This is a genomic window from Pseudomonadota bacterium, from assembly GCA_027624715.1.
GTDB lineage: Bacteria > Pseudomonadota > Gammaproteobacteria > Burkholderiales > Eutrophovitaceae > Eutrophovita.
Window position 1 is genome coordinate 1 of sequence record JAQBTV010000013.1, and the last position, 13,992, is coordinate 13,992.

Genomic DNA, 13,992 nt, shown 5'->3' on the forward strand with positions numbered 1-13,992 from the left:
TGATCTTCATGGAAGACGGAGACCTCGCAGAAATTACCATCAATGGGCCAATATTTTTTGATGCCGTAGGAGCCGTCGTTAAACGTACAGTTTACGAAAGTAACCTTTCCGCTGACCAGGTCGAATTAGGTCAGTTCAAACATTACATGCAAAAAGAAATTTTTGAACAACCGGGTGCATTAGCAGCCACTTTAGAATTAGTAACTGGTTCCAACGCGATTGTGCCTGAACTCTTTGGCACCGAAGCGCCTTCTGTCCTTAAAGATATTGAATCCGTAACAATTATTGCTTGCGGCACGAGCTATCATTCGGGATTGACAGCAAAATACTGGCTTGAAGAACTTGCTGAATTACCAGTATTTGTAGAAATCGCATCTGAATATCGGTACCGCAAACCCATTGCTAATCCAAAGACCCTGATCGTCGTTATCTCTCAGTCAGGCGAAACAGCGGACACGATCGCAGCACTAAAATATGCGCAGAGTCTTGGTCAAGACAAAACGTTAAGCATCTGTAATGTGCCAGAGTCTTCAATAATTCGGGGTACTAGGCTTAAATTTTTAACGCGCGCAGGGCCAGAAATCGGCGTCGCATCAACAAAAGCGTTCACAACACAACTTGCTTCCCTTTACTTATTAACGCTCGTGATTGCGAAGATAAAAGGAAAGTTGGGTGCAGATTTAGAAAGCAAACTCCTGACTGGTCTGCGGCACTTACCCGCCGCGCTAAATCTCGTACTTGAGATGGAGCCTCAAATCATTAAATGGGCAGCAGATATTTCTAAGAAACACAATGCCCTATTTTTAGGTCGTGGGATTCACTATCCAATTGCGCTTGAAGGCGCGCTCAAATTAAAAGAAATTTCTTATATTCACGCTGAGGGTTATCCCGCAGGCGAATTGAAACACGGGCCCCTAGCACTCATTGATGGCGACACACCTGTAGTCGCAGTTGCACCTAACGACGCATTACTCGAAAAATTAAAATCAAATTTATCAGAGGTGCGTGCGCGGGGAGGAGAACTATATGTATTCGCCGATGCTGACTCAAACCTAGATGAATCAGAAGGATTACATATCATTAAGATGACGGAACACCTTGGTCATCTGAGCCCCATTCTTCACTCCATTCCAATGCAGTTACTCGCCTATCATGTCGCCCTAGCTAGAGGAACGGATGTAGACAAACCCAGAAATCTCGCCAAGTCCGTCACGGTGGAATAATCCCTTTAGGGGGTTACTCGGAGACGGGATTTCTCGTCCAGTTTACCGTACAGATCCGTACCCAGTCCCTGATGATTGGGTCGTATTCCGCTTATTAAAAGACCCTCTCTGACCTTGTAATTCGGCTTAGAGACGGTCTAGGGCTGACCTTCAGGGGTATAGCTGAAGAACTCATTAAAAACGGCTATAGGAGTCCTAGAGGGTTCGAGCTGGGACCAGAAAGCGTGTTCTCGATCTACAAAAAAAGGAAGGCTCGAGACGCTAGGCTGACTAGAGAGCCCGACATAGAGGTGCAGGAGGTGAGGATCAGCTGGTTTTGTCATACTCCCGTCACATAATTCGATAATCATAGAACTATGAAAAATACAAACGCTGTCCAAACATTCCTAGCCCTTGGTCAAGACACCCGACTCAATGTGTTTCGGTTGATTGTTCAGAAAGGCGATACAGGGGTAAGACCCTCTCAGCTCGGTGAACTGTTGGGTGTTCCACCAGCGACCCTGTCTTTTCATTTAAAGGAACTTCTTCAGTCGAATCTTGTGACGGTAGAGCGTCAAAGTAGAAACCTAATCTACAGACCTAGAGCCGACATCGTTGAGGACTTGATGGAGTTTCTGCTTTTTAACTGTTGTGGTGGTAAAGACTGCTCCACATCAAAACCGAAGAAAGCCAAAGCCGAATAATGAAAACTTACAACATTTTGTTCCTCTGTACCCATAACTCTGCTCGCTCTTTAATTGGAGAAGCATTAGCCAGCACACAAACAAACGGGAAATTCATTGGGTATTCAGCAGGTTCGACACCTGGAACTTCCGTGAACCCGTTCGCTCGTGAAATAGCTGCTGATCTGGGCTATCCAGTCGACAAGCTGAGGTCTAAAAGCTGGGATGAATTCGCTTTACCCGACTCCCCGAAGATGGATTTCATCATCACTGTGTGTAACAACGCTGCTGGAGAGGTCTGTCCTGTATGGATTGGAAACCCAGTCACTGCTCATTTGGGATTCCCAGACCCATCTCAAGTAGAGGGTTCAGACGACGAAAAACGAAAAGCGTTTAAAGATGTGATGTTGGGGCTAAGAAAGAGGATTCAGCTACTCGCTGATCTACCGCTAGATCGCTTGGATCAGATGAGCATTCAAGCAAAGGTTAGGGAGCTGGCTAAGGTATGAGCGACATAACCAAAAAATTATCCTTCGTAGATAGGTACCTCACGGTATGGATCTTTTCAGCTATGGCTGTTGGAATCGGATTGGGGTACTTCATACCTGAGGTGGAAGCATTCATCAATTCGTTCCAAGTTGGAACAACTAACCTTCCGATAGCTGTGGGTCTCATTCTGATGATGTACCCACCATTTGCTAAGGTTAGATACGAAGATCTTCAAGATGTATTCCGTGACAAACGGGTCTTTGGTTTGGCTATGCTGATGAATTGGCTCGTAGCCCCAGTATTAATGTTCTTCTTGGCTATAGCCTTCGTTCCCGATAAGCCTGAATATATGGCTGGGCTGATCTTGATTGGTCTGGCTCCTTGTATCGCTATGGTCATCGTGTGGAATGACATAGCCAAGGGTTCGACCGAATACGCTGCCGGACTTGTCGCTTTCAATGCTGTTTTTCAAGTCCTATTTTTTAGCGTGTACGTCTACTTCTTCCTAACGGTTCTTCCACCGTACTTTGGATTGAGTGGCTCGGTTGTAGACATAACGATTGGTCAAATAGCACAGAGCGTATTCGTTTACCTTGGAATCCCTTGTATCGCTGGATTCCTGACGAGATTTGTGATGCTCAAGTTCGTATCAAAAGAGTGGTATCACGATCACTTTGTACCGAAGATCGGAAAGATTACGCTGATCGCCCTGCTCTTCACGATCGTAGTGATGTTCAGCTTGAAGGGAAGATTGATCGTTTCTATTCCGATGGATGTGCTGACAATCGCTGTCCCACTCTTGGTTTACTTTCTCGTAATGTTCCTCATTACGTTCGCTCTTACAGGAAAGATGGGGATCGATTACAAAAGGTGCTGTACTCTGTCCTTCACGGCAGCGAGCAACAACTTTGAACTAGCAATCGCTGTAGCTATTGGGGTGTTCGGAATCAACTCTGGAGCAGCGTTTGCTGCTGTTATTGGTCCCCTTGTCGAGGTTCCAATTATGGTCGGCTTGGCTTCTGTAGCCCTGTGGTTCAAGAAACGATACTTCGATTAAAAAAAGAGGGGCTAATTTAGCCCCTCTGTTAACTACCGCTAATTACCACCACGGTAGTCTTCCCATTTTGACTGGGTGAAATCGTGAACGACTGTGGTTTGTAATAAAAAATCAGGACATCCCATCTGTTATAGGGTTTCTTTTGATTGTTTTCAGCGAATATTATCAGTGTTAAAGTAATGCAGTTATTGGTTAGATTGGTTCATATTAGCGTTTGAAGGAGAGTTTTAAAAATGAAAAAAATATGTGCTTTAACGCTATACCTTTTTTTACTCACACCAGTGATTTCGCATGCGGAATGGATAAAAATAAACAAAGGGAAAGTTTTTCATACCTATACCGACCTCAAATCCCTTAACGTCCAACCGGATGGCATATATGCGTGGGCGCTTTACGATTTTATTGAACCGCAACCTGAGGGATATCGGTCCGCTAAAGTGCTTTTTCAAATAGATTGCAAACAAACAAAATATAAAATGCTTTCCGTCAATACTTTTGGGGCTGCAATGGGAGAAGGAGATGCCGGCATGCCTAAAAGATCAGACCGTTGGGACAATGCCACACCAGACTCAATTGGCTTTCATATAGTTGGCTACATTTGTGCGCAATAAATCTAGTGTCGCGTTAATTCCTGCCCAGCTAAAAACACAACAAAGAGTGCTGCAGCGCCAATTACCACATAGCTGATCAACCGAATGACGGTGACGCCAATTGATGCTGCGCGACTAAGCGGCTCTCTGCGCCCCTTTAATACTTGGATCAGCAACCACCCAACTACAAGCCCCCCCATCGTCAATAGAAGTATTCTCATGAGAAAATCGAGTCGTTACAGAGATTAATGTTATTCATACTTACAGCGTGTAGAGTTAGGTAGAAGTTGCCTAAGTGCTGATTTAAATTTCATGGGCAATCTCGTCAATTAAGGGTTGATGCCTACTGCTCCTATAGATCTTGAGCGAATGAAGCATAAAACCTTCCGAGAACTTTTCAGTGAATGAGGTATCGTAAAGATATTAACATATACAGACCTGTTTAATGAAAAGTCACTGCCTCCTCACGGCTTTATTGTTTATTTGGACCTCAAGCATATCCACCACGTGGGCGACAGCCGCGGAAAGCGAACGCTTAGACGATAGATATTTAAAAAAACTACTCCTACGCATTCACGATAAAACCGGCATGAGTATCCCTGACATAAAAAACCCTCACTTTCCAAGTGTTGAATTTGCCAGTCAACAACTTATCAATGAAATAGTTTGCAAAAATAAAAACTGTAACGCTCAGGCAGCCACCAAAGATACGACTATATTTTTGTTGAACGGCTTAGATGTAAACACTGTTGAGGGTGAAAGCATTCTCTACCACGAGCTGGTGCATACCCTACAATTTCATAACTTTGGCAAGAATCTGAACTGTAAGAGCTGGCTCAAACGCGAAGTGCAAGCCTATCAACTACAGGATGAATTCGTGAGTGCAAAGGGCTTGCATATGCCTTGGCTTAAAACCGTCCCCCGTTACTTAACCCAAATGTGCCCAAAGTAAAGTAGGGTCCAATGGCGCCAATATGTACCTCCGAGATCGTTTTCGAACTAAAATATGCCACATTCCTTTTTTAATAGGCAAATCTCATTATGATCAGATTCCTAATCCAACTGAGCGTTATAGTCAGCATATGTTGTCCTGTGAGTTACGCCAATCTCGGAGACGTAGATGAATCCGATCTAGATAATCCGATCATTCAAAAAGGCAAAGCGGCGCTTCAAGAAGAAGATTGGTCGGCTGCGATTATTATTTTCGAACAAGCACTCCAAGATCTATCTGGGAGTGCTGACCTACAAAATTTCTTGGGTTACGCCTACCGCAAGTCTGGAGACCTAGCCAAAGCACTCAACCACTATGAGCTGGCCCTCAAAATTAACCCTGATCATAAGGGGGCCCTAGAATACCTAGGTGAGGCCTACATTACTTTAGGCGATTTAAAAAGCGCTAAGATTCAACTGGAGCGGCTAAAGCATCTTTGCTCGCCCATACCCTGTGAAGAACTCAAGGAATTACAGCAAGCCATTACTCATGCTACTCAATAACGATAATCAATAGTATGGTAAACGCGATCCTATTCGACTTTGGCGGCGTCATTACTGAAAGTCCCTTTGAGGCATTCAATGCTTTCGAGCACGAACGCGGCTTACCCACAAACTTTATCCGAGATCTTAATAGTAGTGGGCACGATGTGAATGCTTGGGCACAACTTGAGCGAGGAGAGATTTCTCCGGACGAATTTGATGAATTATTTCGCAAAGAGGCGATTAACAAAGGTCACGACATCGGCGGATTAGAAATTCTCAAGTTAGTATTCACCCCCCTTCGACCCCATATGATTTCTCTCGTCCAGCGTTGTAGAGCACAGTATCAAGTGGCCTGCTTAACCAATAATTTCCTAAGGACGCCAAAACTGGATAGCTTAGTCGGCAAAAAGCGATTAGACGATTGGCAAACAGTATCGAGAGAATTCCCCTACGTCATTGAATCGGCAAAAATTGGCTATCGCAAACCTGAGGAGCGATTTTTCCAAACCGCATGCGACGTGATTGGTGTTAAACCAGAACATGCGGTTTTTCTTGATGACATTGGTAGCAATTTAAAACCTGCACGAATCATGGGAATGACCACCATTAAAGTGACTGACTCAGAGCAAGCAATCAGCGCACTCGACTCCATTCTCAAGGAAAGGCAACCCTGAAGATGGCCCTCTAATCACAAAGATCGTGGCTTGCGGGGCGCCCGTTTGAAGAGTTGATCATAAACCAATCGCGGCAAGAGTCTTAAAAAATACGCCACAATACGCATTTGCCACGGCATCACATGAAAACGCTTTTGTTTATAGATTGCTTTTTTAATTGAGCGGGCCGCCGCTCCGGCGTCCATCAAAAATGGCATATAGAAAGGATTAACATCCGTCATTGCTGTTTTAATATATCCAGGACAGACAGTCAAAACCCTTACGCCACTTGACGCCAATTCTACGCGCAAGCTCTCCAAGTACGCATTGGCTGCGGCTTTTGACGCCGAGTAAGCTCCGGATCCCGGAATGCCTCGGAACCCAGCCATACTGGATATGCCAACTAAGGTACCCGAGCCCCGTTTCTCCATTGCATCAATGAAAGGTTGGAAAGTGTTCACTATTCCTAAAACGTTGGTGCGCATAATGCGCTCGAACACCTCTTGGTCCGCAACAAAATTCGTCATTGTGCCCACAGAGATTCCTGCATTTGCTATGACGACATCTGGGACACCAACAGATCTTATAAATTCCTCTGCAACAGCTCGCATTGCTAGAGGATCACCCACGTCCGCACTGAAACTACATACCGTCCCCGCAAGATCACTTACCAACAAATTCAGTCGCTCTAAACGTCTTGCAAGCAAGCCTAGAGCCACACCTTCATTGGAAAATTCTCTAGCTAAAGCTTCACCCAAACCACTTGACGCCCCCGTAATGAAAATAGTATTCATGGTGTCCCCGTTGACTGTTGTCGTCTGTTGTTCGATTGGGCGATCAAGAAATTCAATATCGGAAAGAGGCGATCTCGTGATCTAATCATCGATGGCGTGGTCCAATACGTACGATCAATCAACAGAGTTGGCGTTACAGAAATAGGATATTGTTTAGCAAGTGCGTGAGCATTATTAATACGCTCACGAATCCGATCAGAATTTAATAACTCCTTAAACTCATCCACATCAATACCGTAAGAACTGACCCACTCAAGTTGCGCCTTTATCTCCCACAGCCTATTTCCCTGATCGTGTATTGCACTAAAGACTTCATAATGCATGTGCGTCAACCGGTCTAAGGCTTGAAGCGCATAAAATAAACGCGCTAATCGGGCTGATTGTTCATTAGTGATGAGCGGTATTCGTATCAGATCAGCATCTTCTAAGTGGTCTAGATACCAGCGATCTAGATCGGGACCGAGTTGATAGCAACCCAAACAACTGTATGAAAAGAATTCAATCATCTCAACGCGGTCGCCTGATGGGGCCACTTGAGCATCTAGTTGCTGATAATCATCGCCCAATTGAGGTTCATCAGCACGCACGAACCCCACAAACACCAAAAATAGAATGAGCAGAAACTGGCGACTCGGGCGCACCAGCCATATCCCCTAATAAAGATTAATCTTTTTCAATGAGGGTATTGAGCGTGCCGATAAAACGTATAGGGTCAACGCCTCCTTCAGGTCTGAGCACCATCGAGGGGCCCGTGATGTACTTCCCTCTAACGGTCACATAAGGCGTTCCAGGAATTCTATAAGATCTCGTCAACTGACTGGACTTTTTAACCTTTGCATCAATCCCGAAGGACTTATAGAGTTTCTCAAATTCTTTGAAATTAATTGCTTCATTTTTTTGAGCCCAATTAAAAATGTTCTTATCCGTCAGGAGATTGATCCTCTTCTCGTGGATCGCGTCATACACTTGGTAGTGTACTTTTTTGAGCAGTTGCATTTCCTCAAGTGTGAAAAAAAGCTTCGCCAAAGGAATCATTTGCTCGTTAAAAACAGCCGGCATGTAGTTGAATTGGACCCCTTTGCGTGGCTTAGCCGCCCATGATTCAATCAACGGATGAAAGTCATAACAATGGCCACAGGCATAACTAAAAAACTCATAAACCTGCACAACGCTCCCCTGGTCACCCTGAGCTTTAATAACTTGATACTCCTTACCCTCTGTAATCTCTTGGGCGGAAGCCTGTAGACTCATCTGAGAGAAAAACAAAATAAAAATAGTCATTAGTGTTTTCATAAACCTATCCATCGCGCACCTATTAATTATCATCTTTTACTTTTATGACTGTAACGTCAAAATTAAATTCCACCAACGCAGCCTTAATTTTATCCACCTCACTCACCTCGTAATAAGGACCGATTCGGACGCGGTGCAACAACCCCTCATCAACTGTCTCTACTGATTGAATGCGTGACTCAAATCCGCTCATCGCCAATCTTGCCTTTAGGTTATCTGCTGCCCTAGCATTAGATAGCGCTGCGACCTGTATAAAAAAAATCGTGCTACGTTGCGTCCTCTCGCCATCACCATCCTCTCCGATAGGGTCGGATGCTCTATCTCCTTCGAGTAACACGTCATAAAAGGTAAATTCAACTTCCTCTTCAGCTGCTTCAGTCTTAGACTGACCGCTAGAATCGATCACATCGTGGGTAGCACGATTAACATAAAACGTTACCGCGATAGCCACCCCTAATCCAATCAAAATACCGAGAAAAACTCCGAGAGCTAATCTTCGTTTCGGAGCACCACTACCGCTATTTATAATTCCACGCTTTACCATGTTCTTTGATTCTACATGCGTTCTGGAGCATCTACCCCAATTAATGATAATCCGTTTTTTATCACTTGTTTTACAGCAGCAAGTAAGGCAAGTCGGGACGGAATGAGACGTTCGTCACCGCTCAAAATTTGAGTCGAGTTATAGTAACTGTGCAAAAGACCTGCAAGATCCTTTAGATAAAAAGCTACGAAATGAGGAGATAGTTCACTCGAAGCCGATTGAATGATCAATGGGAAATCAGCTAAGGATCGCATCAAATCAAACTCTTCGGATTGCGTCAAATCGCTGACATTAACATTGGCCAGTTCATCAATATTTTGTTCCGATTTAATAAGTAAGCTTGCACACCGTGCATGAGCATACTGAATATAATAAACTGGATTTTCATTATTTTTAGCCTTAGCAAGATCTAAGTCAAAATCCAAATGCTGATCGCTTTTCCGATAAATGTAGAAAAATCTCGCGGCATCTTTCCCAACTTCGTCTCGCAACTCCTTTAAGGTTACGAACTCACCCGATCGAGTAGACATTGCCAATTTTTTTCCATCTCTATATAAGACTGCAAACTGAACCAAAGGGATACGCAACTGATCCGATTCAAAATCACACACGCCGAGGGCCGCCAATGCCGCTCGGACCCGCGGGATATAACCATGATGATCCGCACCCCAAATATTGATGAGTGCATCAAACCCTCGCTTAAACTTATCAACGTGGTAAGCGATATCCGACGCAAAATATGTGTAGATCCCATTATCGCGCCGAACGACTCGATCTTTTTCATCACCAAATTCAGTCGACCTGAACCATGTAGCGCCCTCTTTAGTATACAAATAACCCTTTTGATCGAGGTCATGAACAACGGACTCAATCTTTCCCTCATTAAAGAGTGATTGCTCCGAGAACCAACAATCAAAATCAACACCAAATGCTGTCAGCTCAGCACGGCACTGCTCGAGCTGCTGCTTGAGCACGTAACTATGTATAGTCTCGTAGGACGCGCCCAAATATGTTTTAGCTAGGTCAATCCATCGATCGATTATTTGCTCGTCGTCATCATCCTTGCCCAAATGAATCTTGGATGCAATTGAATCAACGTTGTATCGGCCGCCATCTTTAACTTTAATAGCTGCTGCCATCATTCTTACGTAGTCACCCTGATAGCCCTTTGAGGGAAAGCGTACCTCTTGTCCTGAGAGCTCAAGGTACCGCAGCCAGGTGGATGCCACCAAGATATCCATTTGGCGACCCGCGTCATTCACATAATATTCTCGAGATACTGCATAACCAACGGCCTCAAGCAAATTACCAATACTTGCGCCGTAAGCCGCCCCTCGTCCATGCCCGACATGAAGGGGACCCGTTGGATTAGCCGAAACAAACTCAACCTGAATATGCTGTCCTTGCCCCATACTGCTACGCCCGAAATTTGGGCCCGCCTCGAGCACCTCTTGAATCACGCTCTGATGACACTCATTACTGAGAAATAAATTGACAAACCCTGGGCCCGCAACCTCTGATTTTTTAATCAACGCATGCGCGGATAATTTAGAAGCAACCTGATTGGCGATCTCTCTGGGATTCTGTTTAAGTTCGCGCGCTACCTGCATGGCAATGTTGCACGCATAATCACCATGATCAGTTGACTTAGGGCGATCCAAAACAATTCTATCGAGAGGAACGTCTAATTCCATCTCTTTCAGCGCTGAAACAATGGCTACTCTAAGTTGATTAATCAGGTCGGTCGGATCGTTCATGCCCACATCGCTAGTTGTTACGAAACACTATTGTATTTTTACTAAAAAAAATTTATACATCGAGAGGGTCAACATCGAGCACGTACCGTACAGTACTTTCTTGAAATTCTTCGAGATAACCACTCCAAACACTCAAAAACTCCCTTACAGACTTTCGAGAAGCCGCTTGAATCAAGATCTGAGCTCGATAAAGCCCTGACATTTTAAATATCGGGGATGGGACGGCATCATACACCTCTAATCCGGACACCTTAATTCTCGAAGCCTCTTTATGGGCCCGCGATAAGAATTTCCAAACTTTAATTTCCTGCTTTCCCGAGACTCTTAGAAGCACTTGATAACAATAAGGCGGAAATGCTGCCTCTTTACGTTCAGATAATAATTGTTGTGCAAACTCATCAAAGGTCTGATGAACTAATGACTGATACACGGGATGTTGAGAAAACTCTGTTTGAAGCATGACTCTTCCTTTTTTCTTACCCCTTCCCGGTCGGCCAGAAACTTGCAATAACTGTTGATAGAGCCTCTCTGTCGCCCTAAAGTCACTGCTAAAAAGAGACTGGTCCGTACCCATAATTACCACTAAAGAGAGGTTAGGAAAGTCATGTCCTTTAGCTAACATTTGGGTACCTACAATAATATCGACCTTGGATTTTTCGATGACCCCTCGCATTTCTTTAAAAACGCCTTTACGTTTCGTAGTATCGCTATCAATACGCAAGATTGAAGCACTGGAAAATTGCGCTCTCAAAGCCTCTTCTACTCTCTGTGTTCCTTGGCCCAAGTCGATTAAATCTTGGTTACCGCACTCGGCACATTGGTCAGGTACCTTGCTTTGATAACCACAATAATGACAGCGTAAGCGGCTTGAATGATGATGTATCGTCAGTCGAGCAGAGCACCGTGCACACATGGCTACCCAATTACACGAAGAGCAAAATAAGGCTGATGCATATCCACGTCGATTAATGAATACCAAAACCTGCTCACCCTTGTCCAAACATTTTTGGATTGCGTTTATTATTTCGGGCGAAATTTCACGACTGTGAGCCCGCTCAATCGGAATTAATTCGATATCTGGCAGTGGGCCTTGTGGTCGTTCCTCTAACACGAGCCGTTTATACCGAGACTCGACAACATTAAAGTATGTCTCTATAGAAGGGGTCGCCGAGCCTAAAACAATTGGCACCTTCTGCTGGTTCGCCACATAGATTGCTAAATCTCTCGCGTTATAACGAATGCCCTCAACTTGCTTGTACGACAGATCATGCTCCTCATCTACAACAATCAAACCTAACCGCGGCAACGACACAAATACAGCAAGCCGGGTGCCTAAAACAATTGATGCACTACCCGATCGCGCTAACGCCCATGCTTGGTAACGCTCTTTGTCAGTCATACTGCTATTTAAAGTCACAATCTCATGCTGAGGAAAACGCTTACGCAGACGGGATTCGAACTGAGGCGTCAAATTTATTTCAGGTACCAACACCAACACCTGTCGATTAAGGTCGAGCGTCTTAGCCATGATCTCGAAATATACTTCAGTCTTACCGCTCCCCGTCACCCCTTGTACCAGCCACGTTTGATGCATGTCCAAATTAGCAATAATGGCCTCAACGGCCAGACTTTGAGGTGTTGTTAACTTAATAACTTTGGTGTCTTCTTTCTCGACTTGCGTCATCAGCGCTTTGGGTGAAACGACGTTTTGACGTTGCTCATGGGTGTCGATCCAACTCTTAGCATGCCATTGCGTAAGCGTTAATCTTGCACTCGAGTAAACAGCAAGTGCCTGCGGTAACATAATGGCGCCCTGAGACAATAAATTAAAAAGTCGTCTTTTACCAATTGTGCGAGCGGTCAAGTAGGCTGGAACCTCGTGGAGGCCCTTGTCGCTCAGAGTGAAAACCGTTTGGGTGAATCGACTTAAAAAATCGATGCGACGCACAGCTTTTGGCAAACCTAAAAATAGAGCTTGCCCCATCTGAGCACAGTAGTACTGAGAGACAAACTGACACAAGGAAAAGAACGATGGGGATAATGGCTCAAAATCAAAAACCGATTCGATTTCCTTTAACCTACGCGGCTCGACTAACGATACGTCGGACACGCGATCTACAATCCCGACCATTTTTTTATTACGGAACGGAACGACAACGATTGACCCTCTAACAACCTGATAGGGACCAACACGATAGTCGAATGGTCCTTTCAACGGGACGTCGAGATGAACTTGAGCAAAAGACATAAGCTAAGCGTTCTTAGGCGTTTTCAATAAACCCAGAGAAAATGTACAGAGACTATACCCCACGCAATATACGTGTTGCATCTACCAGCACGGCACCGAGGGTAACGATTAACGTGCTGCGTGGTAATCCATACTTTGCTCGTGTACAGCCTCAACGAGCGCATACACGTTCTCGGGTGGAGTAAATTGATTCACACCGTGGCCCAAATTAAATACATGACCGCATCCTTCTCCATAGCCTGCGAGTATGTCACTTACTTCTTTTTGTATCACTTCAGGATTAGTCAACAATATCGCCGGGTCCATATTGCCCTGCAATGCTACGTGATCACCTACGCGCATGCGTGCAGTGGCTATGTCAGTTGACCAATCCAATCCCAGAGCGTCTGCCCCAATCTCTGATAGACCCTCCAGCCACTGGCCCCCACCCTTAGTAAACACAACTCTCGGGACCACTCGACCGTTTGCCTCTCTAATCAAATCACCACAAATTTGTTTTAGATTATTTTGAGAAAAACGTTTAAAGGCACCGGTGGTCAATGCTCCTCCCCACGTATCAAAAATCATGACGGCATCGGCGCCAGCTTGGATTTGCCCATTCAGGTAAGCAACGACAGATGCAGAAGTCACTTCTAATATTTTTTTAAATAAATCTGGTCGTTCGTAAGCCATTTTCTTGACCCGGTGAAACTCCGTCCCACCTTTACCCTCGATCATGTAACACGCCAAAGTAAAAGGGCTACCTGAAAAACCAATAAGAGGCACACGCCCGTTTAGTGCCTGCTTAATCGATCGAACAGCATCAGTCACATATTTAAGCTCCTCCTCTGGTTCTATAACTGATAGCGATTGAATCTGCTTTTCATCTCTGAGAGGGCGCTCAAACTGAGGTCCTTCTCCATCTACAAAATAAAGGCCCAGACCCATCGCATCAGGAATGGTCAATATGTCGGAGAATAAAATTGCAGCGTCAAGGTTAAATCGAGCCAAGGGTTGAAGTGTAACTTCCGTAGCCAGCTCTGGATTCTTACAAAGGTTAAGAAATGACCCCGCTTGACTCCGAATATTGTTGTACTCAGGAAGGTATCTGCCCGCCTGACGCATAATCCAGATGGGCGTGTAGGGGGTTGGTTGTCGGAGTAGCGCCCTTAGAAACACATCGTTTTGAAGCTCGGCCAAGTAGCGCCCCTATCTAAATTTGAATTA

Annotated in this window: 17 protein-coding genes; 8 read left to right on the forward strand and 9 right to left on the reverse strand. The window is 44.8% G+C overall.

Features of this window, described 5'->3' with window-relative positions; translation table 11 throughout:
- Positions 1–1,223: glutamine--fructose-6-phosphate transaminase (isomerizing) (glmS, locus tag O3A65_07530; protein ID MDA1332313.1), on the forward strand; the 1,223-nt coding region annotated here is incomplete at its 5' end.
- A 137-nt stretch (positions 1,224–1,360) separates the two neighbouring features.
- Here glmS and O3A65_07535 read toward each other — a convergent pair.
- Complete coding sequence (locus O3A65_07535) at positions 1,361–1,546, reverse strand: hypothetical protein (protein MDA1332314.1); 186 nt, start codon at positions 1,544–1,546, stop codon at positions 1,361–1,363.
- 33 nt (positions 1,547–1,579) lie between these two features.
- On the opposite strand from O3A65_07535, the gene O3A65_07540 reads away from it, so the two are divergent.
- The 4 genes from O3A65_07540 (at position 1,580) to O3A65_07555 (ending at position 4,042) form a co-directional block, all read left to right on the forward strand.
- On the forward strand, positions 1,580–1,906 hold the full coding sequence (locus O3A65_07540) for a metalloregulator ArsR/SmtB family transcription factor (GenBank protein ID MDA1332315.1): 327 nt from the start codon (positions 1,580–1,582) through the stop codon (positions 1,904–1,906).
- The gene (locus O3A65_07545; GenBank protein ID MDA1332316.1) at positions 1,906–2,394 is read left to right on the forward strand and encodes an arsenate reductase ArsC; all 489 of its coding nucleotides are present in this window, start codon (positions 1,906–1,908) and stop codon (positions 2,392–2,394) included. The genes O3A65_07540 and O3A65_07545 overlap by 1 nt, the downstream gene beginning before the upstream one ends.
- A complete protein-coding gene (arsB, locus tag O3A65_07550) occupies positions 2,391–3,431 on the forward strand; it encodes an ACR3 family arsenite efflux transporter (protein MDA1332317.1) in 1,041 nt (346 codons plus the stop codon). The genes O3A65_07545 and arsB overlap by 4 nt, the downstream gene beginning before the upstream one ends.
- Before the next feature lie 233 nt (positions 3,432–3,664).
- Positions 3,665–4,042: a hypothetical protein gene (locus O3A65_07555; GenBank protein ID MDA1332318.1), complete on the forward strand. Its 378-nt coding sequence runs from the start codon at positions 3,665–3,667 to the stop codon at positions 4,040–4,042.
- Between the two features lie 2 nt (positions 4,043–4,044).
- Here the strand turns inward: O3A65_07555 and O3A65_07560 are convergent, their stop codons facing one another.
- Positions 4,045–4,242 (reverse strand): hypothetical protein, encoded by a 198-nt coding sequence (locus tag O3A65_07560; protein ID MDA1332319.1) that lies wholly within the window; start codon positions 4,240–4,242, stop codon positions 4,045–4,047.
- A 224-nt stretch (positions 4,243–4,466) separates the two neighbouring features.
- Between O3A65_07560 and O3A65_07565 the strand changes: the two genes are divergently transcribed.
- The 3 genes from O3A65_07565 to O3A65_07575 all read left to right on the forward strand — a co-directional run bounded on the left by O3A65_07565 (position 4,467) and on the right by O3A65_07575 (position 6,171).
- Positions 4,467–4,973 (forward strand): DUF4157 domain-containing protein, encoded by a 507-nt coding sequence (locus O3A65_07565; GenBank protein MDA1332320.1) that lies wholly within the window; start codon positions 4,467–4,469, stop codon positions 4,971–4,973.
- An 89-nt stretch (positions 4,974–5,062) separates the two neighbouring features.
- On the forward strand, positions 5,063–5,515 hold the full coding sequence (locus O3A65_07570; GenBank protein MDA1332321.1) for a tetratricopeptide repeat protein: 453 nt from the start codon (positions 5,063–5,065) through the stop codon (positions 5,513–5,515).
- A gap of 14 nt (positions 5,516–5,529) precedes the next feature.
- Positions 5,530–6,171: an HAD-IA family hydrolase gene (locus O3A65_07575; GenBank protein ID MDA1332322.1), complete on the forward strand. Its 642-nt coding sequence runs from the start codon at positions 5,530–5,532 to the stop codon at positions 6,169–6,171.
- Positions 6,172–6,185: 14 nt separating this feature from the next.
- On the opposite strand, the gene O3A65_07580 is transcribed toward O3A65_07575, so the two are convergent.
- The 7 genes from O3A65_07580 to hemE form a co-directional block, all read right to left on the reverse strand.
- Complete coding sequence (locus tag O3A65_07580; protein MDA1332323.1) at positions 6,186–6,944, reverse strand: SDR family oxidoreductase; 759 nt, start codon at positions 6,942–6,944, stop codon at positions 6,186–6,188.
- On the reverse strand, positions 6,941–7,585 hold the full coding sequence (locus O3A65_07585; GenBank protein ID MDA1332324.1) for a thiol:disulfide interchange protein DsbA/DsbL: 645 nt from the start codon (positions 7,583–7,585) through the stop codon (positions 6,941–6,943). The genes O3A65_07580 and O3A65_07585 overlap by 4 nt, the downstream gene beginning before the upstream one ends.
- A 22-nt stretch (positions 7,586–7,607) precedes the next feature.
- Entirely contained in the window at positions 7,608–8,237 is a 630-nt protein-coding gene (locus O3A65_07590) for a thiol:disulfide interchange protein DsbA/DsbL (GenBank protein MDA1332325.1), read from the reverse strand.
- A gap of 22 nt (positions 8,238–8,259) precedes the next feature.
- A complete protein-coding gene (locus O3A65_07595) occupies positions 8,260–8,781 on the reverse strand; it encodes an SPOR domain-containing protein (protein MDA1332326.1) in 522 nt (173 codons plus the stop codon).
- Positions 8,782–8,792: 11 nt separating this feature from the next.
- Positions 8,793–10,538, reverse strand: a complete 1,746-nt coding sequence (argS, locus tag O3A65_07600) for an arginine--tRNA ligase (protein ID MDA1332327.1) — start codon at positions 10,536–10,538, stop codon at positions 8,793–8,795.
- 52 nt (positions 10,539–10,590) lie between these two features.
- Positions 10,591–12,786, reverse strand: a complete 2,196-nt coding sequence (locus tag O3A65_07605; protein ID MDA1332328.1) for a primosomal protein N' — start codon at positions 12,784–12,786, stop codon at positions 10,591–10,593.
- A 108-nt stretch (positions 12,787–12,894) separates the two neighbouring features.
- Positions 12,895–13,965 carry a uroporphyrinogen decarboxylase gene (hemE, locus tag O3A65_07610; GenBank protein ID MDA1332329.1) on the reverse strand — a complete coding sequence of 357 codons (1,071 nt, stop codon included), beginning with the start codon at positions 13,963–13,965 and terminating at the stop codon, positions 12,895–12,897.
- Between the last annotated feature and the right edge of the window lie 27 nt (positions 13,966–13,992).

Coding starts and splice junctions, on each gene's coding strand:
- O3A65_07545 (MDA1332316.1), top strand. CDS start 1,906: ATGAAAACTTACAACATTTTGTTCCTCTGTACCCATAACTCTGCTCGC.
- O3A65_07605 (MDA1332328.1), bottom strand. CDS start 12,786: ATGTCTTTTGCTCAAGTTCATCTCGACGTCCCGTTGAAAGGACCATTC.
- O3A65_07570 (MDA1332321.1), top strand. CDS start 5,063: ATGATCAGATTCCTAATCCAACTGAGCGTTATAGTCAGCATATGTTGT.
- O3A65_07590 (MDA1332325.1), bottom strand. CDS start 8,237: ATGAAAACACTAATGACTATTTTTATTTTGTTTTTCTCTCAGATGAGT.
- O3A65_07575 (MDA1332322.1), top strand. CDS start 5,530: ATGGTAAACGCGATCCTATTCGACTTTGGCGGCGTCATTACTGAAAGT.
- O3A65_07535 (MDA1332314.1), bottom strand. CDS start 1,546: ATGACAAAACCAGCTGATCCTCACCTCCTGCACCTCTATGTCGGGCTC.
- arsB (MDA1332317.1), top strand. CDS start 2,391: ATGAGCGACATAACCAAAAAATTATCCTTCGTAGATAGGTACCTCACG.
- O3A65_07565 (MDA1332320.1), top strand. CDS start 4,467: ATGAAAAGTCACTGCCTCCTCACGGCTTTATTGTTTATTTGGACCTCA.
- argS (MDA1332327.1), bottom strand. CDS start 10,538: ATGAACGATCCGACCGACCTGATTAATCAACTTAGAGTAGCCATTGTT.
- O3A65_07560 (MDA1332319.1), bottom strand. CDS start 4,242: ATGAGAATACTTCTATTGACGATGGGGGGGCTTGTAGTTGGGTGGTTG.
- O3A65_07595 (MDA1332326.1), bottom strand. CDS start 8,781: ATGGTAAAGCGTGGAATTATAAATAGCGGTAGTGGTGCTCCGAAACGA.
- O3A65_07540 (MDA1332315.1), top strand. CDS start 1,580: ATGAAAAATACAAACGCTGTCCAAACATTCCTAGCCCTTGGTCAAGAC.
- O3A65_07555 (MDA1332318.1), top strand. CDS start 3,665: ATGAAAAAAATATGTGCTTTAACGCTATACCTTTTTTTACTCACACCA.
- O3A65_07580 (MDA1332323.1), bottom strand. CDS start 6,944: ATGAATACTATTTTCATTACGGGGGCGTCAAGTGGTTTGGGTGAAGCT.